This is a genomic window from Enterobacter sp. CPE_E1241 (assembly GCF_045618265.1).
GTDB classification, from domain to species: domain Bacteria; phylum Pseudomonadota; class Gammaproteobacteria; order Enterobacterales; family Enterobacteriaceae; genus Enterobacter; species Enterobacter adelaidei.
This window is the reverse complement of sequence record NZ_JBIWYV010000001.1, coordinates 2,115,431-2,138,295: the sequence shown is the minus strand read 5'-3', so window position 1 is coordinate 2,138,295 and position 22,865 is coordinate 2,115,431. Positions and strand designations below refer to the sequence as shown.

Annotated in this window: 20 protein-coding genes; 13 read left to right on the top strand and 7 right to left on the bottom strand. The window is 54.1% G+C overall.

All coding sequences use genetic code 11. The features are described from left to right. Positions 1-3 precede the first annotated feature (3 nt). Both smrA and ACJ9Y9_RS10435 read right to left on the bottom strand, forming a co-directional pair. A complete protein-coding gene (gene smrA / locus ACJ9Y9_RS10440; protein WP_028017338.1) occupies positions 4-567 on the bottom strand; it encodes a DNA endonuclease SmrA in 564 nt (187 codons plus the stop codon). A gap of 356 nt (positions 568-923) precedes the next feature. After that, the gene (locus ACJ9Y9_RS10435; RefSeq protein WP_028017337.1) at positions 924-1,835 is read right to left on the bottom strand and encodes a LysR family transcriptional regulator; all 912 of its coding nucleotides are present in this window, start codon (positions 1,833-1,835) and stop codon (positions 924-926) included. Positions 1,836-2,010: 175 nt separating this feature from the next. Here ACJ9Y9_RS10435 and ACJ9Y9_RS10430 point away from each other — a divergent pair, with 175 nt between their 5' ends. The 7 genes from ACJ9Y9_RS10430 (at position 2,011) to uspE (ending at position 9,186) form a co-directional block, all read left to right on the top strand. Beyond that, positions 2,011-3,321, top strand: coding sequence for a M20 family metallo-hydrolase (locus ACJ9Y9_RS10430; RefSeq protein ID WP_028017336.1), 1,311 nt, complete (start codon positions 2,011-2,013; stop codon positions 3,319-3,321). Next, positions 3,321-4,766 carry a M20 family metallopeptidase gene (locus ACJ9Y9_RS10425; RefSeq protein WP_028017335.1) on the top strand — a complete coding sequence of 482 codons (1,446 nt, stop codon included), beginning with the start codon at positions 3,321-3,323 and terminating at the stop codon, positions 4,764-4,766. Before ACJ9Y9_RS10430 ends, ACJ9Y9_RS10425 begins: the two co-directional genes overlap by 1 nt. Before the next feature lie 41 nt (positions 4,767-4,807). Then, positions 4,808-6,334 (top strand): p-aminobenzoyl-glutamate transporter, encoded by a 1,527-nt coding sequence (gene abgT / locus ACJ9Y9_RS10420; RefSeq protein WP_028017334.1) that lies wholly within the window; start codon positions 4,808-4,810, stop codon positions 6,332-6,334. A gap of 10 nt (positions 6,335-6,344) precedes the next feature. Further along, positions 6,345-6,860: a methylated-DNA--[protein]-cysteine S-methyltransferase gene (gene ogt / locus ACJ9Y9_RS10415; protein ID WP_028017333.1), complete on the top strand. Its 516-nt coding sequence runs from the start codon at positions 6,345-6,347 to the stop codon at positions 6,858-6,860. A gap of 183 nt (positions 6,861-7,043) precedes the next feature. Continuing rightward, positions 7,044-7,796, top strand: a complete 753-nt coding sequence (gene fnr / locus ACJ9Y9_RS10410) for a fumarate/nitrate reduction transcriptional regulator Fnr (protein ID WP_006174991.1) — start codon at positions 7,044-7,046, stop codon at positions 7,794-7,796. A 135-nt stretch (positions 7,797-7,931) separates the two neighbouring features. Beyond that, positions 7,932-8,126 carry a hypothetical protein gene (locus ACJ9Y9_RS10405; RefSeq protein WP_008500541.1) on the top strand — a complete coding sequence of 65 codons (195 nt, stop codon included), beginning with the start codon at positions 7,932-7,934 and terminating at the stop codon, positions 8,124-8,126. Positions 8,127-8,235: 109 nt separating this feature from the next. Next, on the top strand, positions 8,236-9,186 hold the full coding sequence (uspE, locus tag ACJ9Y9_RS10400) for a universal stress protein UspE (RefSeq protein WP_028017332.1): 951 nt from the start codon (positions 8,236-8,238) through the stop codon (positions 9,184-9,186). A gap of 57 nt (positions 9,187-9,243) precedes the next feature. On the opposite strand, the gene pntB is transcribed toward uspE, so the two are convergent. Together pntB and pntA are read right to left on the bottom strand one after the other, a co-directional pair. Beyond that, positions 9,244-10,632: a Re/Si-specific NAD(P)(+) transhydrogenase subunit beta gene (gene pntB, locus ACJ9Y9_RS10395; RefSeq protein ID WP_028017331.1), complete on the bottom strand. Its 1,389-nt coding sequence runs from the start codon at positions 10,630-10,632 to the stop codon at positions 9,244-9,246. Positions 10,633-10,642: 10 nt separating this feature from the next. Continuing rightward, positions 10,643-12,172, bottom strand: coding sequence for a Re/Si-specific NAD(P)(+) transhydrogenase subunit alpha (gene pntA, locus ACJ9Y9_RS10390; protein WP_028017330.1), 1,530 nt, complete (start codon positions 12,170-12,172; stop codon positions 10,643-10,645). Positions 12,173-12,707: 535 nt separating this feature from the next. On the opposite strand from pntA, the gene ydgH reads away from it, so the two are divergent. The 3 genes from ydgH (at position 12,708) to folM (ending at position 15,981) form a co-directional block, all read left to right on the top strand. Then, on the top strand, positions 12,708-13,652 hold the full coding sequence (gene ydgH / locus ACJ9Y9_RS10385; RefSeq protein WP_028017329.1) for a DUF1471 family protein YdgH: 945 nt from the start codon (positions 12,708-12,710) through the stop codon (positions 13,650-13,652). A 184-nt stretch (positions 13,653-13,836) separates the two neighbouring features. Then, complete coding sequence (locus ACJ9Y9_RS10380; protein ID WP_407226100.1) at positions 13,837-15,219, top strand: amino acid permease; 1,383 nt, start codon at positions 13,837-13,839, stop codon at positions 15,217-15,219. Between the two features lie 39 nt (positions 15,220-15,258). Next, on the top strand, positions 15,259-15,981 hold the full coding sequence (folM, locus tag ACJ9Y9_RS10375) for a dihydromonapterin reductase (protein WP_231078930.1): 723 nt from the start codon (positions 15,259-15,261) through the stop codon (positions 15,979-15,981). On the opposite strand, the gene ACJ9Y9_RS10370 is transcribed toward folM, so the two are convergent. Further along, positions 15,978-16,313 (bottom strand): GlpM family protein, encoded by a 336-nt coding sequence (locus ACJ9Y9_RS10370; RefSeq protein WP_028017326.1) that lies wholly within the window; start codon positions 16,311-16,313, stop codon positions 15,978-15,980. The two genes, folM and ACJ9Y9_RS10370, sit on opposite strands and share 4 nt — an antisense overlap. A 132-nt stretch (positions 16,314-16,445) precedes the next feature. Between ACJ9Y9_RS10370 and rstA the strand changes: the two genes are divergently transcribed. The 3 genes from rstA to tus all read left to right on the top strand — a co-directional run bounded on the left by rstA (position 16,446) and on the right by tus (position 19,488). Then, on the top strand, positions 16,446-17,162 hold the full coding sequence (rstA, locus tag ACJ9Y9_RS10365) for a two-component system response regulator RstA (protein WP_028017325.1): 717 nt from the start codon (positions 16,446-16,448) through the stop codon (positions 17,160-17,162). A gap of 24 nt (positions 17,163-17,186) precedes the next feature. Beyond that, positions 17,187-18,485 (top strand): two-component system sensor histidine kinase RstB, encoded by a 1,299-nt coding sequence (gene rstB / locus ACJ9Y9_RS10360; RefSeq protein WP_028017324.1) that lies wholly within the window; start codon positions 17,187-17,189, stop codon positions 18,483-18,485. Positions 18,486-18,558: 73 nt separating this feature from the next. Beyond that, a complete protein-coding gene (tus, locus tag ACJ9Y9_RS10355; RefSeq protein ID WP_028017323.1) occupies positions 18,559-19,488 on the top strand; it encodes a DNA replication terminus site-binding protein in 930 nt (309 codons plus the stop codon). Here tus and fumC read toward each other — a convergent pair whose 3' ends face one another. Both fumC and fumA read right to left on the bottom strand, forming a co-directional pair. After that, on the bottom strand, positions 19,489-20,883 hold the full coding sequence (gene fumC / locus ACJ9Y9_RS10350) for a class II fumarate hydratase (protein WP_028017322.1): 1,395 nt from the start codon (positions 20,881-20,883) through the stop codon (positions 19,489-19,491). A gap of 139 nt (positions 20,884-21,022) precedes the next feature. Next, positions 21,023-22,669, bottom strand: coding sequence for a class I fumarate hydratase FumA (gene fumA, locus ACJ9Y9_RS10345; protein ID WP_028017321.1), 1,647 nt, complete (start codon positions 22,667-22,669; stop codon positions 21,023-21,025). Positions 22,670-22,865: the final 196 nt, after the last annotated feature.

The window sequence follows — 22,865 nt, the reverse complement described above, 5'->3', positions numbered from 1 at the left end:
CCGCTAGCGGCTGCGCTTGGCGTGCCGCTCCCAGTTTTCCTGTTTCGCTTCATCGGATTTTCGTAGCGAAACATAACATGCCCCGCTGCCGCCGTGATGCGGCAGCGCCACGCAGAAAGCCTGCACTTCCTCAAACTCGGTTAACCAGCGCGCCAGATAGCTGCGCACCACATTAGGATGGGAGTTCTGCTCACGCCCTTTCCCGTGAATGATAATCAGGTTACGTAACCCGTCACGTCCGGCCTGGCGAATAAAAGAATACAGCATCTGACGGCAGCGTTCGGCGGGCTGACGTAAGAGATTTAAGCTGGCCTGGCGGGCATATTTACCCGTGCGTAGCTTATCAATAACGCCCTGCTGCACCCCTTCGCGCTGGAACGCCAGCGCCTCTTCAAGGGGCAGAAGTTCCAGAAAGCCCAGGGTCAGGAAGTTATCCAACTGTTCGGTATCCATCTCCTGGCGCGACCGCGTATTGCGGCTTGGCTGCCAGTGAATATCCGGGCTGCGCTTCAGGGGCTGGACATCCTCCATGGCGTCAAGAAAAAAGGATTTGTCGTCAGGGTTCATGGATATCCTCCGGCTACATCTGAGGACTGTACTATACCTGTGCCAGACAGGGGCCTCAATAACCGTTATACCGCGAGGTATGGTATAAATATTAACCTGATGAATAGATATAATAATCCCCCCACAGACTTAAATCACACTTAACTAAAATTTTAGCAAAGATAAAATAAGTGATTTGTGTTAAAAATTCGTGAAATCAATCACTCACCCGCCTTTCAATTTTCAGGAAAGGTGTTATAACTAAATAAACCTGCCCCATGGATATAACACTCAGGATCTGCGAAAGGACGCACTGCTGTGTGTACTGTAGGGTCTGTCTGATGTCGGGCAGACCCTGTTTTTTTATTATATAAACTTCACTCTACGACTATTTTTCTCGCTTCTCTTCTGAATTGCGTTATTAACGATTCGGCAAGAGGCGTCTGACGTGAATCACGGCGCTGAACTAAATAATATGCCGCTTTTGGAAGCGACTCGATAACCGGGATCATGACCAGACGGTGCGCCAGCAGCGGGTCACAGCCCAGTTCCAGTGGCAATATACTTAAAAAATCACTTTGCGCGACAAGGCTAATACAGGAAGTAAACGTTTCACAGACCACACCAATCCGCGGTATTTGCGAGCGATGGTTAAATACATCCTCTAATTGCTTATAATAACTTCCCCGTGGCGTCGGCATTGTCCAGTTATAATGCAAAAGTTCATTAATAGAGGTTGCTCCTGTCGCCGGATGCCCTTTCCGGCAAAATACCGCAAACGGTTTTTCGAACAGCTTTTCAAACGTAAATTCATGGTCGTAAGGTCCCTGATAATAGGTGTTGATGGTAAAGTCCAGCTCCCCCTGGCGTAGTTCATTGATCATCGACACCAGTTGCCCTTCCATAATCCGGACTTTGACCTGCGGGTGCTGCGCATGAAAGCGGGTGATGACGGCGGGCATGAGGCTGCGTGAAACACTGGCCCCCATCCCAATGTTGATTTGCCCGGCCAGTTCCCCCTGCCGCTGGCGAATGTCATCCTGCGCCGCACGTAACTCTTCCAGAATCAGCCTGGCGCGCGGGTAAAAACCTTCGCCACATTCGGTCAACGCCACGCCCTTACTCCTGCGCACAAAAAGCTGCGCCGCCATGCCTTCTTCCAGCTCTTTGATGGATTTGGTCAGCGCCGGTTGTGACAGATTGAGCGCCCTGCTGGCACCACGAATACTGCCCTGGCGCGCGACTTCAACAAACGCCCGGATTTGATGAAATTTAATCTGAAATGACATAGCCCGACCGATAACCGTTGTTTATCAGAGTAAAGAAACTGTCATCTACTTTAATAGAAAGGGATGTGCGAGGGTAATTCCTGAACGGTTAAAACTGTGAAAAAACGGTTAGTGATAAGTAAAAACTATCACATCGTGAAGCAGTTCACATATTTTAATGATAACAGGAACAGATATGGACACACTGGCGCAATACATCCAGACATTAACGCCGCAGCTAAGGGCATGGCGTCGCGATTTTCACCATTTTGCAGAATCCGGCTGGGTGGAGTTTCGTACCTCCGCGAAGGTCGCGGAAATCCTTGACTCAATGGGTTACGAACTGGCGATGGGCCGCGACGTAGTGGATGCCGAAAGCCGTATGGGGCTGCCTGATGACGCCACCCTTGCGCGGGAGTTTGACCGAGCCCGTGCACAAGGCGCGCCTGAGAAATGGCTCGCGCCGTTTGAAGGCGGATTTACCGGGATTGTAGCGACCCTCAATACCGGCCGACCAGGGCCGACTCTGGCGTTTCGCGTGGACATGGATGCCCTTGATTTAAGTGAAGCGCTCGACGACAGCCACCGCCCGTATCGCGACGGATTTGCCTCCTGCAATCCTGGGATGATGCACGCCTGCGCGCACGACGGCCATACCACCATTGGTCTGGGACTGGCACAGGTGCTTAAGCAGAGTGAATCACAACTCAATGGTACCCTCAAACTGATCTTCCAGCCTGCCGAAGAAGGGACGCGCGGCGCACGCGCCATGGTCGCAGCCGGAGCGCTGGACGACGTGGACTATTTCACGGCCATCCATATTGGTACCGGCGTGCCTGCCGGTACGGTTGTCTGCGGCAGCGATAACTTTATGGCGACAACCAAGTTCGACGTGAACTTTACCGGCGTTGCCGCACACGCAGGCGGTAAACCGGAGGATGGGCGTAACGCTCTGCTCGCCGCGGCGCAAGCCGCCATCGCCTTGCACAGCATTGCACCGCACAGCGAAGGTGCATCCCGGGTGAACGTTGGGGTAATGCAGGCGGGCAGCGGACGCAACGTGGTGCCCGCCAATGCGATGATCAAGATTGAAACCCGCGGCGAAAGCGAAGCCATTAATCAGTATGTCTTTGAACGGGCACAGTCTGTTATTACCGGCGCGGCGGCACTCTATGGCGTGACGGCCGAGATACGCCTGATGGGAGCCGCCACCTCCAGCGCCCCCACCCCCGCCTGGGTCGATTATCTGCGCGAGCAGGCAGGCCAGGTGTCCGGCGTGGTGCATGCCATTGATAACGTTAAAGCCCCGGCGGGTTCCGAAGACGCCACGTTAATGATGGCCCGCGTGCAGCAGAACGGCGGCATGGCGTCATATATGGTGTTTGGCACGAATTTGAGCGCCGGACATCACAATGAAAAATTCGACTTTGATGAGCAGATAATGGCTGTTGCCATCGAAACGCTGGCGCGGACTGCGCTTAATTTCCCGTGGACGCGAGGTGTGTGATGCAGGAGAACTACGCTTTTATTGCCGATGCGATCGACACGCGATGTCGGATGTTAACCGATATTGCCGACGAGATTTGGGATCATCCCGAAACGCGTTTTGAAGAGTTCTGGTCAGCTGAACGGCTCGCCAGTGCGCTGGAGGCCGAAGGCTTCACGCTAACCCGTGAAGCGGGTGGCATTCCGAATGCCTTTATCGCCAGCTTCGGCAGCGGGAAACCGGTTATCGCTCTGCTGGGCGAATACGACGCGCTGGCCGGCTTAAGCCAGCAGGCGCACTGTGCCGCAGCGCAATCCGCCACGCCGGGAGCTAACGGCCACGGCTGCGGGCATAATCTCTTAGGTACTGCAGCATTTGCGGGGGCAATGGCGGTAAAAAGCTGGCTGGAACAACACGGTGGTAGCGGAACAGTGCGTTTTTACGGCTGCCCCGGTGAAGAAGGCGGCTCCGGAAAAACCTTTATGGTGCGTGAGGGTCTGTTTGATGACGTCGATGCCGCCGTCACCTGGCACCCGGAAGCGTTTGCTGGCATGTTTAACGTCAGTACGCTGGCCAACATTCAGGCCGCCTGGCGTTTTCACGGCGTGGCGGCGCATGCGGCCAACTCTCCCCATCTTGGACGCAGCGCGCTGGATGCCTTAACACTGATGACTACTGGCACCAACTTCCTTAACGAACACATCATCGAGAAAGCGCGCGTCCATTATGCCATTACTGACACCGGGGGCATTTCACCCAACGTGGTGCAGGCGCAAGCCGAAGTGTTGTACCTGATCCGCGCTCCGGAGATGGCCGACGCACAACAAATCTATGAACGCATTGGGAAAATCGCCCAGGGCGCAGCGATGATGACCGAAACCACCGTCGAGTGTCGCTTTGATAAAGCCTGCTCCAGCTACCTGCCGAACCGTACGCTCGAAGCGGTGATGTATCGCGCAATGCAGCACTACGGTACGCCCGAATGGACCACCGAAGAGCGCGATTTTGCCCGCGAGATCCGCGCCACGCTGACGCCAAACGATCTGCAAAACAGTCTGAAAAATATTGCTGCAACAGGTGGGGAAGCCGGTAAAGCCTTTGCCCGGCGCCACCAGGAGACGCTGCTGGTGGATGAAGTCGCGCCCTATGCCATCACCGACAACGTGCTGGCGGGTTCAACCGACGTGGGCGACGTCAGCTGGAAAATGCCCGTTGCACAGTGCTTCAGCCCCTGCTTTACCGTCGGCACGCCGCTGCACACCTGGCAACTGGTGGCGCAGGGACGTACCTCCATTGCCCACAAAGGCATGCTGCTGGCCGGAAAAGTGATGGGAGCTACCGCGCTAAATCTGCTACAGGATGCAGAACTGCTGAAAAAATGCCGGGAAGAGTTTGAACAACAAATACAAGAAAAACCGTACGTGTGTCCGATCCCACAAGGTGTGACACCGTCACCTTTAAAATAAAAAAACACAACACAACAACACAATAGTCACGAGGAACGCCCATGAGTATGTCATCCATACCTTCGCATTCCCCATCCGGTAAGCTCTATGGCTGGGTTGAAAGGATCGGCAATAAAGTACCGCACCCTTTCCTGCTGTTTATCTATCTGATTCTGATTTTAATGGTCGCCACTGCCATGCTCTCCGCCTTTGACGTGAGCGTGCGCAGCCCGGCTGACGGCAGCCTGGTGGCGGTAAAAAACCTGCTCAGCGTGGAAGGGTTGCACTGGTTTTTACCCAACGTCATCAAAAACTTCAGCGGTTTCGCCCCGCTTGGTGCCATTCTGGCGCTGGTTCTGGGTGCAGGGCTCGCGGAACGCGTGGGACTGTTACCGGCCCTGATGGTGAAAATGGCCTCTCACGTCAGCGCACGTTACGCCAGCTATATGGTGCTGTTTATCGCCTTCTTCAGCCATATCTCTTCCGATGCTGCGCTGGTCATTATGCCGCCCATGGGCGCGCTGATTTTCCTCGCAGTCGGACGTCACCCTGTAGCGGGTCTGCTGTCGGCAATTGCGGGTGTCGGGTGCGGTTTTACCGCCAATCTGCTGATTGTCACTACCGACGTACTGCTCTCGGGCATCAGTACGGAGGCGGCGAAAACTATCGACCCCGCGATGCATGTCAGCGTCATCGATAACTGGTACTTTATGGCAAGCTCGGTCATTGTCCTGACGATTGTCGGCGGGCTGATAACCGATAAGATCATCGAACCGCGTCTGGGAAAATGGGAAGGTCGCAGCGATGAAAAGCTGGAAACCCTGAGCAAAGAACAGCGCTTCGGCCTGCGCGTGGCGGGCGTGGTCTCGCTGGCCTTTATCGCCCTGGTGGCGCTGATGGTGGTGCCGGAAAGCGGTATTCTGCGCGATCCGGTCAAACATACCGTACTTCCCTCACCCTTTATTCAGGGCATTGTGCCGCTAATTATTCTGTTTTTCTTTGTCGTGTCGCTCGCCTACGGCATCGCTACCGGCAAGATTCGCCGTCAGGGCGATCTGCCGCAGCTGATGATCGAGCCGATGAAAGAGATGGCGGGCTTTATCGTGATGGTTTTCCCGCTGGCTCAGTTCGTCGCCATGTTTAACTGGAGCAATATGGGCAAATTTATGGCCGTCGGCCTGACCGACGCGCTGGAGGCTGCCGGGTTAAGCGGCGTCCCGGCGTTTGTCGGTCTGGCGCTACTGTCATCCCTGCTGTGTATGTTCATCGCCAGCGGATCGGCTATCTGGTCAATTCTGGCCCCGATCTTCGTGCCGATGTTTATGATGCTGGGGTTCCACCCGGCATTTGCCCAGATCCTGTTCCGCATCGCTGACTCCTCCGTCATCCCGCTGGCGCCGGTTTCGCCGTTTGTTCCGCTGTTTTTAGGCTTCCTGCAGCGCTATAAACCTGAAGCCAAACTGGGTACCTACTATTCGCTTGTTTTGCCCTACCCGCTTATCTTTTTAGGAGTATGGCTGGTCATGCTGGTGGCGTGGTATCTTGTCGGCCTGCCAATTGGACCGGGGATCTACCCGAGGCTGAACTAAAGGAACGAGGATGCTGAGATTACTCGAAGATAAGATTGCGACGCCGCTTGGGCCGCTGTGGGTGATCGCGGACGAGCAGTTTTGTCTGCGTGCCGTTGAGTGGGAAGAGCACAGCGATCGCATGGAAGATCTGCTCGATATTCATTACCGCTCACAGGGGTATGAACGTATCAGTGCCACCAACCCTGGTGGACTGAGCGACAAGCTTGCGGCGTACTTTGAGGGCGATCTCAGCATCATCGACACCCTACCCACCGCCACGGCCGGAACACCTTTCCAGCGCGAAGTGTGGCAAGCGCTGCGGACTATCCCGTGCGGACAGGTCATGCATTATGGCCAGCTCGCGGAGCAGTTAGGCCGCGCCGGGGCGGCACGCGCAGTGGGTGCCGCGAATGGCTCCAACCCGGTCAGCATCGTGGTGCCCTGCCATCGAGTGATTGGCCGCAACGGCACCATGACGGGGTATGCCGGAGGCGTACAGCGCAAAGAGTGGTTACTGCGTCACGAAGGGTATCTTCTGCTGTAAATCCCAGGCTTTTTGTGCTTAATTTTCTACCGGTTAGGCTAAAAATCCATAATCAAGCTGTGGAATTTCAAGGAGATGGCAGCACATTGCCGTCTCTTGTTCTTATTGAGAGTTTGCCAGGCTTACGTACTTACCAAAAAGATGTTAAAATTGACCAATATCAATTAAGGCTTGAGCAAACCTATGATCCCGGAAAAGCGAATTATACGACGCATTCAGTCTGGCGGTTGTGCTATCCATTGCCAGGATTGCAGCATCAGCCAGCTCTGTATCCCGTTTACCCTGAATGAGCATGAACTTGATCAGCTTGATAATATCATCGAGCGCAAAAAGCCTATTCAGAAAGGGCAGACGCTGTTTAAAGCGGGAGACGAACTGAAATCGCTCTATGCTATCCGTTCTGGCACCATCAAGAGCTACACCATCACCGAACAGGGTGATGAGCAGATCACCGGCTTCCATCTGGCGGGTGACCTGGTTGGCTTTGATGCCATCGGCACTGGCCACCACCCGAGCTTTGCTCAGGCACTCGAAACCTCTATGGTTTGCGAAATCCCGTTTGAAACTCTGGATGACCTGTCCGGAAAAATGCCTAATTTGCGTCAGCAGATGATGCGCCTGATGAGCGGTGAGATCAAAGGCGATCAGGACATGATCCTGCTGCTTTCCAAAAAGAATGCAGAAGAGCGCCTGGCTGCGTTTATCTACAACCTCTCCCGTCGCTTCGCTGAGCGTGGTTTCTCTCCACGCGAATTCCGTCTGACCATGACGCGTGGCGATATCGGCAACTACCTGGGCCTGACCGTGGAAACCATCAGCCGTCTGCTGGGCCGTTTCCAGAAAAGCGGTATGCTGGCTGTTAAGGGTAAATACATCACGATCGAAAACGGCGAAGCACTGGCCGTTCTTGCCGGGCACGCCCGTAACGTGGCATAAAGCCCATATGTATATTGCCAGACCAATAAATTTTCTTGATTTATTGGTCTGGCATATTAACACTTCCGTTATCTGACATTTTCACCGTAGCACGTCCCCACACAGCGCCCAAAAGGTTCTCGTTGAGGTTATGAATTGAGAGAAAGTTTATTTTTCGTTTCAGTCGTGATTGCCTCAGTGACCTTTATCTTCATCTGGATCATGCTTGTCGGCCCGATGAAGGGGGAGGAAAAAACCTACGTTCAGGATTCCACGACCTTTGCGATAGCAGTGATGGTGTTGCTGTTTATTGCATTTATTGCGGTGACAACGACCGTTCTTTTCCTCTGATAATTTTTCATGAATTATTGATCTGGCAAAACCTCCCCCCTGTTTCATTCAGGATATATAGGTTACTCTTTTAATTACAGACTGTGGTGACAGTAGTAAGGAGACCTGTATGGCAAAGTATCAAAACATGCTGGTAGCTATCGATCCGAATCAGGACGATCAGCCGGCATTACGACGTGCTGTGTATTTACATCAACGGATTGGCGGCAAAATCAAAGCGTTTTTGCCGATCTATGACTTCTCATATGAGATGACCACCCTTCTGTCGCCTGACGAGCGCACCGCTATGCGTCAGGGAGTGATCAGCCAGCGTACCGCGTGGATCCGCGAACAGGCGAAGTATTACCTGGAAGCGGGAGTTCCTATTGATATTAAGGTGGTCTGGCATAACCGACCTTTCGAAGCCATTATCCAGGAAGTCGTTGCCGGTGAGCATGACCTGCTGCTGAAGATGGCGCACCAGCACGACAAGCTGGAATCCGTGATCTTCACCCCTACCGACTGGCATCTGCTGCGTAAATGCCCTTGCCCGGTCTGGATGGTGAAAGACCAGCCGTGGCCTGAAGGCGGTAAGGCCGTCGTGGCAGTCAATCTCGCCAGCGAAGAGGATTACCACAATGCGCTGAACGAGAAGCTGGTTAAGGAGACAATCCAGCTCGCTGAACAGGTCAACCACACCGAAGTGCATCTGGTTGGCGCGTATCCGGTGACGCCTATCAATATCGCCATTGAACTGCCTGAATTTGACCCGAGCGTGTATAACGACGCCATCCGTGGTCAGCACCTGTTAGCCATGAAAGCGCTGCGCCAGAAATTCAGCATTGATGAGAAAATGACCCACGTGGAAAAAGGGTTGCCTGAAGAGGTTATCCCGGATTTAGCCGAACATTTGCAGGCCGGGATTGTCGTGCTGGGCACCATTGGTCGAACCGGTATTTCTGCCGCATTCCTCGGCAATACCGCCGAACAGGTGATCGACCATCTGCGTTGTGACCTGCTGGTCATTAAACCGGATGAGTACCAGACGCCGGTTGAGATGGACGACCCGGAAGACGATTAAACAGCGTTTGGGGATAAAAAAGCCGCCAGAATTGGCGGCTTTTTCATTTAGTACAACTTACAGCGCTTTCAGAATAGCATCCACGCTGGCTTTGGCGTCGCCAAACAGCATATGGGTGTTCTCTTTGAAGAACAGCGGGTTCTGAACCCCGGCATAGCCAGTGTTCATGGAGCGTTTGAAGACAATGACGTTCTGCGCCTTCCACACTTCCAGAACCGGCATACCGGCGATTGGGCTACGCGGATCGTCCTGCGCCGCCGGGTTAACGGTGTCGTTAGCACCGATGACCAGCACGGTGTCGGTCTCGGCGAAATCATCGTTGATTTCATCCATTTCCAGCACGATGTCGTACGGCACTTTCGCTTCCGCCAGCAGTACGTTCATGTGACCAGGCAGACGCCCTGCCACCGGGTGAATACCAAAGCGAACCTTGATCCCGCGCGCGCGCAGCTTCTCAGTGATCTCCGCGACCGGATACTGAGCCTGTGCTACCGCCATGCCATAGCCTGGGGTGATAATGACTGAATGCGAGTTTTTCAGCATATCAGCAGTATCTTCCGCGTTAATCTCGCGGTGCTCACCCACTTCTTCGTCAGAACCCGTCGAGGAACCATCAGAACCAAACCCACCGGCGATAACGCTGATGAACGAACGGTTCATCGCTTTACACATGATGTAAGACAGGATCGCACCGGAAGAACCCACCAGCGCACCGGTGACGATCAGCAGGTCGTTGCTCAGCATAAAACCTGCCGCCGCAGCCGCCCAACCGGAGTAGGAGTTCAGCATGGAGACGACCACTGGCATATCCGCACCACCGATGGAGGCCACCAGGTGCCAGCCGAATGCCAGCGCAATAATGGTCATCACCAGCAACGCCAGTACCTGCAAGCCCACGCTTTCGGTACGCACGAAGACCACCAGCAGCACAAACGACACCACCAGCGCCGCCAGGTTCAGCTTATGACGGTTTGGCAACATCAGCGGTTTAGACGAGATCTTCCCGCGCAGTTTACCGAACGCGACAATGGAGCCGGTGAACGTTACCGCACCGATAAAGATTCCGAGGAACACTTCCGTCAGGTGGATGTTCACCAGAATCGGTTCCAGACCCGGGGTGTGGTACAGGTAGCTGTTGAAGCCTACCAGCACCGCCGCCAGACCGACAAAGCTGTGCAGAATCGCAACCAGCTCCGGCATCTCGGTCATTTCAACGCGTTTCGCCAGACGAATACCAATCGCACCGCCGATGATCATCGCCACCAGGATCCACGCAACGTTGCCGGTGTCCGGCCCGAAGATGGTGGCAATCAGTGCAATCGCCATCCCGGCGATACCAAAGTTATTACCCTGCTGAGACGTTTCGTGTTTGGAAAGCCCCGCCAGACTGAAAATAAACAGGATTGCAGCAACAATGTATGCGGCTGTCACTAATCCTCCAGACATATGCTACCCCTTAGCCTTTACGAAACATTTTCAGCATGCGCTGAGTCACGGTGAAACCACCGAAAATATTGATACTGGCGATCAACACCGCAACAAAGCTCAGGAAGCTGATCCAGCCGCCATGACCAATCTGCAGTAACGCCCCAACCACGATAATCCCCGAGATGGCGTTGGTGACCGACATCAGTGGTGTATGCAAGGCATGGGAGACGTTCCACACCACGTAGTAACCCACCACGCAGGAGAGCGCGAAGACGGTAAAGTGGCCGAGGAACTCTTTCGGTGCAACGTTAGCCAGCCAGCCGAACAGAATAATCGCCAGCGCCATGATCGCGTATTTGCGCCATGGAGAAGCGGGTTTGGCAGGTTCTTTAGGTTCTGGCGCCGCTTTCGGTGCAGCCTGAGGCTGAGCAGAAACCTGAATAGGTGGCGCAGGCCAGGTGATTTCACCTTCACGAACCACGGTAACGCCACGTACGACCACATCGTCGAAATCAACGGTGACGTTGCCGTCTTTCTCTTTGCAGAGCAGTTTCAGCAGGTTAACGAGGTTGGTGCCGTACAACTGAGAAGACTGCGTTGGCAGACGGCCTGGCAGATCGGTATAACCGATCACCTTCACGCCGTTCGCGGTCGTGGTCACCTGATTCGGGACGGTATATTCACAGTTACCGCCGTTTTGCGCCGCCAGGTCGACAATTACGCTGCCCGGCTTCATGGAATCTACCATTTCACGGGTGATCAGCTTCGGCGCGGGTTTACCCGGGATAAGCGCAGTGGTGACAATAATATCGACATCTTTCGCCTGGGCGGCGAAGAGTTCCATTTCGGCTTTGATAAAGGCTTCAGACATCACCTTCGCGTAACCATCGCCGCTGCCTGCTTCTTCCTTGAAGTCCAGCTCAAGGAATTCGGCACCCATACTTTGAACCTGTTCCTTAACCTCAGGACGGGTGTCAAACGCGCGCACGATAGCCCCCAGGCTATTTGCTGCACCGATTGCAGCAAGGCCCGCAACGCCCGCGCCAATCACCATCACCTTCGCCGGAGGGACTTTACCCGCCGCAGTGATTTGACCGGTAAAGAAGCGACCAAATTCGTGGGCGGCTTCAACAATGGCGCGATAACCCGCGATGTTTGCCATGGAGCTTAACGCGTCCAGCGACTGCGCACGCGAAATACGCGGCACAGAATCCATGGCCATCACGGTCACGCCACGAGCCGCCAGCTTCTCCATCAGCTCAGGATTTTGCGCAGGCCAGATGAAACTCACCAGCGTCGTACCTGGATTGAGCAGCACAATCTCACTCTCTTCCGGTGCGTTCACCTTCAGAATCACCGGTGACTGCCAGACTTCAGCACTGTCCACCACTTCCGCGCCAGCCTGGATGAAGGCTTCGTCATCGAAACTCGCCAGTTTGCCTGCGCCGCTTTCAACCGCGACGGTAAAACCCAGTTTAAGCAGTTGCTCCACCGTTTTCGGTGTTGCCGCTACGCGGGTTTCATTGGCTAACCGTTCTTTTGGTACCCCAATACGCATAGTTTTCCCTTCCATCGGTTTTTGATGATGGTTTGTCGATAAATGCCCGCGGTTTGTATCAATTTTCGCCATCACAATAGCGACGAGATATGATTAACCCCGGAAAATAAAACAGTAACAAACTGTCTATAACCTACTGAAAATAGCGCCCGTGATCTACCGCCAGAAAACACTATTTCTTACTTTATCTGTGAAAAATAAGCGATCGGCGTCACTGACAGTGATATTTACCTTAAATTCATCGTCGAAGCCGATAAATCGCGCAAGCGAAGCGGTAAAAACATGATATAGCGCCATAAGAGAACAAGTTATTAACATTAAATTAACTTGTGAAAGTCATAAGCTTAATCAGTTTTACTTGTCAAACGTCTGTTTTTTCAACATATCACTAAATGTTATCGAATTCGGTGATTCAGTAAGCACTGGCAGTGAAAAATGCCGCAGACAGCGACAGGTTTTAAATGCCATAATCGGGACCGTCTCAAATTAACAACAATACCAGTACATGGTTTGCGCAAGGCGAAGGATTATTTTTATGAAGCTTAAGAACACACTCCTGGCGTCCGCACTTCTCTGTGCGACCGCCCTGTCTGCGAATGCCGCAACAGAGTTAACGCCGGAGCAAGCGGCAGCGTTAAAACCTTTTGACCATACGGTCATTGTGGGTCGTTACAATTCCATTGGCGATGCCGTCGCCGCAGCATCAAAAGCCGCCGATAAAAATGGTGCGGCCTCGTTTTACGTCGTTGACCAGTCTGATTATGGCAACAGCGGTAATCAGCGCGTAACGATTGCGCTGTTCAAAGACAATGCACCGAAAGCTGATGCACCGAAAAATCGCGTGATTAATGGCATCGTTGAACTGCCAAAAGATCAAGCGATCGCATTGGAACCTTATGACACCGTCACCGTTCAGGGCTTCTATCGCAGCCAGCCTGAAGTGAACGATGCCATCACCAAAGCGGCGAAAGAGAAAGGTGCATACTCTTTCTATATCGTGCGTCAGGTGGATGCTAACCAGGGCGGCAACCAGCGCATTACCGCGTTCATCTATAAAGAAGATGCGAAAAAACGTGTTCTGCAAAGTCCGGATGTTATCCCGGCTGATTCCGAAGCAGGCCGCGCGGCAATCGCGAAAGGCGGTGAGGCAGCGAAGAAAGTTGAAATCCCTGGCGTAGCAACATCTGCTGCACCAAGCGCTGAAGTGGGCCGTTTCTTCGAAACGCAATCCACGAAAGGTGGCCGTTATTCCGTGACGCTGCCAGACGGTACCAAAATTGAAGAGCTGAACAACGCCACTGCTGCGCAGATGGTGCCGTTCGACAGCATCAAGTTTACCGGCAACTACGGCAACATGACGGAAGTCTCTTATCAGGTCGCGAAGCGTGCGGCGAAGAAAGGGGCGAAATACTACCACATAACCCGCCAGTGGCAGGAACGTGGCAACAACGTGACGATCAGCGCCGATCTCTACAAGTAACAAAATCATTGATCAAAGGCGGCGCAATGCCGCCTTTTTTGTTACTTTTTTTGAATTTCTGCCACACGTCATTGCATGCTTTCGTTACACTCCGTAAAATCCCGCGCCTTAGTGTGATCCACCATTTTTATGCGCCTGTGCGAAATAATTATTCTGGATTTGGACTTTTCATAACAGGAAGCCAATGGAAAAGAAACTTGGCCTGAGTGCTCTGACTGCACTCGTTTTAAGCTCAATGCTGGGCGCGGGCGTATTCAGTTTACCGCAGAACATGGCGGCGGTGGCTAGCCCAGCCGCACTCCTCATTGGCTGGGGTATCACCGGCGTTGGGATATTGCTGCTGGCGTTCGCAATGTTGCTGCTGACCCGCATCCGACCGGATCTGGACGGCGGTATTTTCACCTATGCACGTGAAGGTTTTGGTGAGCTGATTGGCTTCTGTTCCGCCTGGGGATACTGGTTATGCGCGGTTATCGCCAACGTCTCCTATCTGGTGATCGTCTTCTCGGCGCTGAGTTTCTTTACCGACACGCCTGAGCTGCGTCTCTTTGGCGATGGTAACACCTGGCAGTCTATTGTGGGTGCCTCGGTACTGCTGTGGTTCGTTCACTGGCTGGTTTTACGTGGCGTACAAACAGCAGCCAGTATTAACCTTGTGGCAACCCTCGCGAAGCTGGTCCCGCTTGGTCTGTTTATCGTGCTGGCCTTTATTGCGTTCCGTATGGACGTATTTAAGCTCGATTTCACCGGCGTTGCGCTGGGCGTACCTGTCTGGGAGCAGGTGAAAAACACGATGCTCATCACCCTGTGGGTGTTTATCGGTGTTGAAGGCGCGGTCGTGGTTTCCGCCCGGGCACGCAATAAACGCGATGTGGGCCGTGCAACTTTGCTGGCCGTACTGGCCGCGCTGGGGGTCTATCTGCTGGTGACGCTGCTGTCTCTGGGCGTGGTAGCACGTCCTGAGCTGGCCGGAATGCGTAACCCATCAATGGCAGGGCTGATGGTGAAAATGCTCGGTCCCTGGGGCGATGTGGTGATTGCTGCGGGGCTGATCATCTCCGTCTGTGGCGCTTACCTGAGCTGGACCATCATGGCCGCTGAAGTCCCGTTTCTGGCCTCTACGCATAAGGCGTTTCCACGCCTGTTTGCCCGTCAGAACAAAAACAGTGCGCCGTCCGCGTCACTCTGGCTGACTAACATCAGCGTGCAGGTCTGTCTGGTGCTGATCTGGCTCACAGGTTCTGACTATAACACTCTGATGACCATCGCCTCCGAGATGATTCTGGTACCCTATTTCTTAGTGGGCGCATATTTGTTAAAAATCGCCACACGCCCGGCGCACTATGTTGTGGGTGTAGGAGCCTGTATTTACGGTCTGTGGTTGTTGTATGCTTCCGGGCCTATGCATTTGCTGCTGTCTGTAGTGTTATATGCACCGGGTTTGCTGGTGTTTATCTATGCACGCCGCACGCATCAGCTGGAAAACGCACTTAAACGCCGCGAGATGGCCTTAATCGGACTGTTACTGGTTGCTGCTTTACCGGCAACCTGGATGTTAATGGGATAGCATCGCCTTTCCCATTGTTGAACTGTAAAGGAGAATACGATGGGAAATGAACAGCTTCACCCAATACTGATTACCGGTGGAGGCCGCCGTATCGGCCTCGCCCTTGCCCATCATTTTCTCAACCTTCGCCATCCGGTCATCGTCAGTTATCGTACTGAATATCCCTCTGTCGAAGGATTACGGAAAGCAGGAGCTGTCTGCATTCAGGCGGATTTTTCAACCGATGAAGGCATTCTGGCCTTTGCGGATAAGGTGAAGTCCACCACGACGGGGCTACGTGCCATTATCCATAACGCCAGTGCCTGGTGTGCCGAAAAGCCCGGCACGTCGCTCAGCGAAACGCTCTCTGCCATGTTACAGATCCACGTTAATACGCCCTATTTGCTTAATCACGCGCTGCAGGATCTGCTGCGCGGCCACGGGCATGCTGCGGGCGACATTATCCATTTCACCGATTATGTGGTGGAGCGTGGCAGCGACAAGCACATTGCCTATGCAGCCAGTAAAGCCGCGCTGGATAACATGACGCGCTCGTTTGCCCGCAAACTCGCGCCCGAGGTGAAGGTAAATGCCATCGCTCCGGCAATGATTTTATTTAACGAAACCGATGATGCGGAGTATCGCCAGCAGGCGCTGAACAAGTCGCTGATGAAAATCGCCCCAGGCGAAAAAGAGGTGATTGACCTTGTGGATTACCTGCTCACCAGTTGCTACGTCACCGGCAGAACCTTTGCCGTGGACGGAGGCCGACCACTGCGCTAGTGAAAACGGCTCCAGAAGAAGATTAACACCCAGGCGCTGAGCCCCCAGCAGACCACTGCCCCGCTCAGCGCCAGGGGAAGTCGCAGAAAACCGGTGAAATACCAGAGCGATAACAGGTAGAGGAAATACGGGATGATAGACCACATGCCAAACACGATGGTCGTTCGCAATGCTTCTGTGCCCCGTTCAGAGGCCACAATATAGTGTGCAATGAGCGCAAAAGTCGGAAAGAGTGGAATCAGCCCGGCAATATAATAATTTTTGGTTTTTGCCAGAATGCCAATCAGTAACACCACCAGCGCCCCAAGCGCGGCTTTAATCACCAGCCCCATACTTTTTCTTTCCTGAAACAATCAAGTAACAATATGAGTCAGAATAACGGAACTGATGCTAATTTTGAAAGATTAATGGAAGGTTAAGGTTCTGCGGTGTATGTTGACATTTTTCACGATAACAGACGTTGTATGAATAAGATTGTTTATGTTGAAGACGAACCCGAAGTCGGGCAATTGATCGCCGCCTATCTGGGTAAACATGATATGGACGTCATTGTTGAGCCTCGTGGCGATCGCGCCGAAGAGGTCGTCGTGCGTGAAAACCCGGACCTGGTACTGCTGGATATCATGTTGCCAGGAAAAGATGGCATGACGCTCTGCCGCGACCTGCGCGCCCGCTGGGACGGTCCTATCGTCCTGCTCACCTCGCTGGACAGCGATATGAACCATATTTTGTCGCTTGAGATGGGTGCCAATGACTACATTCTGAAAACCACACCGCCTGCCGTTTTGCTCGCGCGCCTGCGTCTTCATTTACGCCAGCACGCCAGCATTGAACGCGAAGCGCCTGCTCCGTCACTGACGCCGCACAAAGCGATGCGTTTTGGGACGCTTTCCATTGATCCGATCAACCGTCAGGTACTGCTTTCCGACGAGCTTATTGCGCTCTCGACAGCAGATTTTGACCTGCTTTGGGAGCTGGCAACACATGCCGGGCAAATCATGGATCGCGATGCGCTGCTGAAAAATCTGCGCGGAGTGAGTTATGACGGCATGGATCGCAGCGTTGATGTGGCGATATCGCGCCTGCGCAAAAAGCTGCAGGATAACGCCACCGAGCCGTACCGCATTAAAACCGTGCGTAACAAAGGCTACCTGTTTGCCCCGCACGCCTGGGAAACCTGATTATTTCATCATCCGGAATCGTTAATGAAAAAGCTGTTTGTGCAGTTTTATCTTCTGCTGTTTGTCTGCTTCCTGGTGATGACCATGCTGGTCGGGCTGGTCTATAAATTCACTGCCGAACGTGCAGGCAGGCAGTCGCTGGATGACCTGATGAAAAGCTCGCTGTATCTGATGCGCAGCGAGCTGAGAGAGATCCCACCGCACGACTGGGCAAAGACCCTGAAAGAGCTGGATCTGAACCTGTCGTTTGATTTACGCATTGAGCCGTTGAAAGATTTCGATCTGGACGCGCGTGCCATGCAGCGTCTTCGCGACGGAGACATTGTCGCGCTGGATGAGAAATATACCTTTATCCAGCGCATTCCGCGCAGCCATTACGTGTTGGCCGTCGGGCCGGTGCCCTACCTCTATTATCTGCACCAGATGCGTCTGCTGGATATGGCGCTGATGGCCTTTATCGCCATTTCACTCGCGTTTCCGGTTTTTATCTGGATGCGGCCACACTGGCAGGACATGCTGAAACTGGAATCCGCCGCACAGCGTTTTGGCGAGGGGCATTTTACCGAACGTATTCACTTCGACAGCGGTTCCAGCTTTGAACGTCTGGGCGTGGCCTTTAACCAGATGGCCGATAACATCAATGCCCTAATCGCCAGTAAGAAGCAGTTGATCGACGGGATTGCACACGAGCTGCGAACGCCGCTGGTTCGCCTGCGCTATCGTCTTGAAATGAGCGAGAATCTGACGGAAGCGGAATCTCAGGCTCTGAATCGCGATATTGGCCAGCTTGAAGCGCTGATTGAGGAGCTGCTGACCTACGCGCGCCTCGACCGCCCGCAGAACGAGCTGAACCTCAGCACGCCGGATCTGCCTGACTGGCTGCAAACTCACATTGATGATGTCCAGAGCGTGAACCCACAACGCACGCTGTTGACCCGCGTTACCTCGGGTGATTATGGTGCTCTGGATATGCGCCTGATGGAGCGCGTGCTGGACAACCTGCTCAACAACGCCATGCGTTACAGCGAAAGCACATTGCAGATTGGACTGGATTTACAGGGCAATCAGGCTCGTCTGACGGTGGAGGATGACGGGCCGGGGATAGCCCCGGAAGCGCGAGAAACGGTGTTTGAACCGTTTGTGCGTCTCGATCCCAGCCGCGATCGCGCCACTGGCGGATGCGGCCTGGGGCTGGCGATTGTCTACTCTATCGCACAGGCGATGGGCGGAACGGTGCATTGCGAGGAGAGCGAACTGGGTGGCGCGCGCTTCTGCTTTAGCTGGCCGGTTTACCATAACATCGCCCTTCCCGTTCCTGCCTGACTTAAACCGCACGCTGGCCTGACCCGGCGTGCTGTGCTATATGATAAGTATGTTGTAACTAATGAGTATATTTATGGCGACTTACGATCTCATCGAAAGGCTCAACAGCACCTTTCGCGAAATAGAACATGAATTACTTACGCTGACAGAACGCTTGCAAACCTGCCGCCTGCTGGCCGCGCGCGTCTTTACCCTACCGGATGTAGCCAAAGGGGCTGAACACGATCCGCTGGATACCATCGACGTGAAACAGCACATCGGCAAAGCCGCATTTGAACTGGCACTAAAACATTATCGTCACCTTTTTATTCAGCAGCAGTCAGAACAACGCAGCAGTAAGGCGGCTGTTCGTCTGCCTGGCGTGATCTGCCTGCAAACCGATGCGACAACGCGTGAATCGCTGGAAGGTCAGATTACGTATATCAACACTCTGAAAGCGGCATTTGAAAAGATCATCACCGAAGAGTCAGGCCTGGCCCCTGCTGCCCGGTTCGAGTGGGTGCATCGTCAGCTTCCTGGATTGATTACCCTGAATGCCTACCGCACGCTGACGGTACTGCGTCATCCCGCCACGCTGCGCTTCGGCTGGGCCAATAAGCACATCATTAAAAACTTCACCAAGGATGAGATTCTGGCGCAACTGGAAAAAAGTCTGAAGACGCCGCGCACCGTGGCACCGTGGTCGCGGGAACAGTGGATTGAACGCCTGGAGCAGGAGTATCACAGCATCGCCTCGCTACCGGCGGACACGCGCCTCAAAATCAAGCGCCCGGTGAAGGTCCAGCCTATCGCCCGCGTCTGGTATTCCGGTCAACAGAAACAGGTGCAGTATGCCTGTCCGACACCGCTGATTGCGCTTTACGATGCCGATCAGGGTGCTATCGTGCCGGATATCGGTGAACTTCTGAATTACGATGCTGAAAATATCCAGCACCGTTACAGACCTCAGGCGCAGCCGCTACAGCTGATTATTCCGCGGCTGCACCTGTATGTGGCGGGATGATTATTTCAGGCTGCCGACCATCGCTTCCGGACGAACCCAGGCATCGAACTCAACCTCCGTCAGATAGCCCAGCGCCAGGGCGGAGGCTTTCAGCGTCAGCCCCTCTTTATGCGCTTTTTTGGCAATCTCGGCGGCTTTATCGTAGCCGATATGGGTATTGAGCGCCGTCACCAGCATCAAAGACTCGTTGAGCAACTGGCTGATGCGCTCGCGGTTTGGCTCAATACCTACCGCACAGTGCTCGTTAAAGCTTTCCATCCCGTCCGCCAGCAGCCGAATGGATTGCAGAACGTTGTGGATCACCATTGGACGATAGACGTTCAGCTCGAAGTTGCCGGATGCGCCTCCCATGTTAACGGCCACGTCGTTGCCTATCACCTGACAGCAAAGCATAGTCATGGCTTCGCACTGGGTCGGGTTCACTTTACCCGGCATGATGGAGCTGCCCGGCTCGTTTTCCGGGATGCTGATTTCACCAATACCGCAACGCGGACCCGAAGCCAGCCAGCGTACGTCGTTGGCAATTTTCATCAGCGAGGCCGCCAGCCCTTTCAGCGCGCCGTGGGTATGAACCAGCGCATCGCAGGTCGCCAGCGCTTCGAACTTATTGGGTGCCGTAACGAACGGCTGCCCGGTGATGTTTGCCAGCTCCTCCGCCACGCGCACCGCGTATTCAGGATGGGTATTTAACCCGGTCCCGACCGCCGTCCCGCCGAGCGCCAGCTCCGCCAGATGCGGCAGGCTGTACTCAATATGCTTCAGGTTATGTTCCAGCATCGCGACCCAGCCGGAAATCTCCTGGCCGAGCGTCAGCGGCGTGGCGTCCTGCAGGTGCGTACGGCCAATTTTGACGATGTCACGGAAGGCCTGCGCTTTCTCGTTAAGCGTCTTTTTCAGCACATTCAGCTGCGGGATAAGCTGCTCGCGAATAGCGATGACCGCCGCCACATGCATTGCCGTCGGGAACACGTCGTTCGAACTTTGGCTCTTGTTCACGTCATCATTCGGGTGAACCTTACGCTCCATACCACGCACGCCGCCCAGCAGCTCGCTTGCGCGGTTTGCCAGCACTTCGTTCATGTTCATGTTGCTTTGCGTGCCGGAACCGGTCTGCCAGATGGCCAGAGGGAATTCATCAGGGTGCTTGCCTGCCAGCACCTCATCAGCCGCGCTGATGATGGCCGAGGCTTTTTCTGAAGCCAGCAACCCTAAGTCCTGATTCACTTTGGCTGCAGCGCGTTTCGTCAGTGCCAGCGCCTGAATCAGCGAAACGGGCATTTTCTCAGTTGAGATGCGGAAGTGTTCCAGCGAACGCTGGGTTTGTGCGCCCCATAGCTTGTCGGCCGGGACGTCGATCGCGCCCATAGAATCTGTTTCGCGACGATGCGTTGTCATTACTTTCTCCTTGATAACAAAGATGGGATTGCTCACATGCTTAAGAGATAAGTATTGATGGCTTCTGAATTACTGTATGGCGCTTTGTGCGCTCTTTATTATGCCGGGTGGCGCTGACGCTACCCGGCAGAGTTTTAGCTTACTTCACACACGCCGAACACTGGGAAGACTGGATCTGTTTGAAGAAGTCGTTACCTTTGTCATCCACGAGGATAAACGCCGGGAAATCTTCCACCTCAATTTTCCAGATCGCTTCCATACCCAGTTCCGGGTATTCCACGCACTCCAGGCTCTTGATGCTGCCCTGAGCCAGCACGGCTGCCGGGCCGCCGATGCTGCCGAGGTAGAAGCCGCCGTGCTTGTGGCAGGCGTCCGTCACCTGCTGGCTGCGGTTGCCTTTCGCCAGCATGATCATGCTGCCGCCGTTGGCCTGCAGCTGGTCAACGTACGAGTCCATACGGCCTGCCGTGGTTGGGCCTAACGAACCGGAAGCATAACCTTCTGGCGTTTTCGCCGGGCCTGCGTAGTAGATCGGGTGATCTTTAATGTACTGCGGCAGCCCTTCGCCGTTGTCCAGACGCTCTTTCAGCTTCGCGTGCGCAATGTCGCGTCCGACGATAATCGTGCCGTTCAGGGAGAGACGCGTCGACACCGGATACTGTGAAAGCTGCGCCAGGATCTCTTTCATCGGACGGTTCAGATCAACGCGAACCGCTTCACCCTCACCTGCTTTACGCAGTTCTTCCGGAATGTACTTACCTGGGTTGTTTTCCAGTTTTTCGATCCACACACCTTCGCGGTTGATCTTGGCCTTGATGTTGCGATCCGCAGAGCAGGACACGCCCATCCCGACCGGGCAGGATGCGCCGTGACGCGGCAAACGGATCACGCGTACATCGTGAGCAAAATATTTGCCGCCAAACTGCGCACCCAGGCCCAGATTACGCGCTTCTTCCAGCAGTTCTTGCTCAAGCTGCACGTCGCGGAACGCCTGGCCGTGCTCGTTCCCTTCCGTTGGCAGGCCATCGTAGTATTTCGTTGAGGCCAGTTTCACGGTCTTCAGCGTGCTTTCAGCCGAGGTACCGCCGATCACGAAGGCAATATGGTACGGCGGGCACGCCGCGGTGCCGAGGGTGCGCATCTTCTCAACCAGGTAATTCTTCAGCTTGCCCGGGGTGAGCAGCGCTTTGGTTTCCTGATAAAGATAGGTTTTGTTGGCTGAACCGCCGCCTTTGGCGATGCAGAGGAATTTGTACTCGTCACCGTCTACGGTATAGAGGTCAATCTGCGCAGGCAGGTTGGTACCGGTGTTAACCTCTTTGTACATATCCAGCGCCGCGTTTTGCGAATAGCGCAGGTTATCTTCGGTGTAGGTGTTGTAGACGCCGTGCGCCAGCGCCGCTTCGTCACCGCCGCCGGTCCAGACGCGCTGGCCTTTTTTACCGACGATGATCGCCGTGCCGGTGTCCTGGCAGGTTGGCAGAACACCTTTCGCCGCGATGTCTGAGTTACGCAGGAACTGCAGGGCAACGTATTTATCGTTCTCGCTGGCCTGCGGGTCGCTCAGGATATCGGCAACCTGCTGCTGATGCGCGGGACGGAGCATAAACGAAGCGTCGTGGAACGCATGCTGCGCCAGCAGCGTCAGCGCCTGCGGATCGACCTTGAGGATCTCCTGTCCTTCAAACTCAGAGACGGAAACGTGATCGCGGGTTAACAGGTAATACTCGGTCTGATCCTTACTCAGCGGGAAAGGATCCTGATAATGAAAGGGTTTATTCGACATTGTTCTCTCACTTACTGCTTCAGTCTGATTATTTGGGCAGATGTTCCGCTGCCCGCTTAAAAGCGAGTCAGCTTATCCTACACAATTTTTTAACAAAAACTGAGACTAGTACGACTTTTTACATCCGCAGGTTACTTCCACGTGGTTTATTGCTTTAATACCCGGAGTTAATTCCACATTTGAATCAGGGCTTGAT

Excerpts from the sequence above, each read along its gene's own strand:
- ACJ9Y9_RS10370 (WP_028017326.1), bottom strand. The coding sequence starts at position 16,313 with ATGGGGCTGGTGATTAAAGCCGCGCTTGGGGCGCTGGTGGTGTTACTG.
- folM (WP_231078930.1), top strand. The coding sequence starts at position 15,259 with ATGGGAAATGAACAGCTTCACCCAATACTGATTACCGGTGGAGGCCGC.
- pntB (WP_028017331.1), bottom strand. The coding sequence starts at position 10,632 with ATGTCTGGAGGATTAGTGACAGCCGCATACATTGTTGCTGCAATCCTG.
- uspE (WP_028017332.1), top strand. The coding sequence starts at position 8,236 with ATGGCAAAGTATCAAAACATGCTGGTAGCTATCGATCCGAATCAGGAC.
- ogt (WP_028017333.1), top strand. The coding sequence starts at position 6,345 with ATGCTGAGATTACTCGAAGATAAGATTGCGACGCCGCTTGGGCCGCTG.
- ACJ9Y9_RS10435 (WP_028017337.1), bottom strand. The coding sequence starts at position 1,835 with ATGTCATTTCAGATTAAATTTCATCAAATCCGGGCGTTTGTTGAAGTC.
- rstA (WP_028017325.1), top strand. The coding sequence starts at position 16,446 with ATGAATAAGATTGTTTATGTTGAAGACGAACCCGAAGTCGGGCAATTG.
- ACJ9Y9_RS10425 (WP_028017335.1), top strand. The coding sequence starts at position 3,321 with ATGCAGGAGAACTACGCTTTTATTGCCGATGCGATCGACACGCGATGT.
- smrA (WP_028017338.1), bottom strand. The coding sequence starts at position 567 with ATGAACCCTGACGACAAATCCTTTTTTCTTGACGCCATGGAGGATGTC.
- abgT (WP_028017334.1), top strand. The coding sequence starts at position 4,808 with ATGAGTATGTCATCCATACCTTCGCATTCCCCATCCGGTAAGCTCTAT.
- fnr (WP_006174991.1), top strand. The coding sequence starts at position 7,044 with ATGATCCCGGAAAAGCGAATTATACGACGCATTCAGTCTGGCGGTTGT.
- ACJ9Y9_RS10430 (WP_028017336.1), top strand. The coding sequence starts at position 2,011 with ATGGACACACTGGCGCAATACATCCAGACATTAACGCCGCAGCTAAGG.
- ACJ9Y9_RS10380 (WP_407226100.1), top strand. The coding sequence starts at position 13,837 with ATGGAAAAGAAACTTGGCCTGAGTGCTCTGACTGCACTCGTTTTAAGC.
- tus (WP_028017323.1), top strand. The coding sequence starts at position 18,559 with ATGGCGACTTACGATCTCATCGAAAGGCTCAACAGCACCTTTCGCGAA.
- rstB (WP_028017324.1), top strand. The coding sequence starts at position 17,187 with ATGAAAAAGCTGTTTGTGCAGTTTTATCTTCTGCTGTTTGTCTGCTTC.
- fumC (WP_028017322.1), bottom strand. The coding sequence starts at position 20,883 with ATGACAACGCATCGTCGCGAAACAGATTCTATGGGCGCGATCGACGTC.
- ydgH (WP_028017329.1), top strand. The coding sequence starts at position 12,708 with ATGAAGCTTAAGAACACACTCCTGGCGTCCGCACTTCTCTGTGCGACC.
- fumA (WP_028017321.1), bottom strand. The coding sequence starts at position 22,669 with ATGTCGAATAAACCCTTTCATTATCAGGATCCTTTCCCGCTGAGTAAG.
- pntA (WP_028017330.1), bottom strand. The coding sequence starts at position 12,172 with ATGCGTATTGGGGTACCAAAAGAACGGTTAGCCAATGAAACCCGCGTA.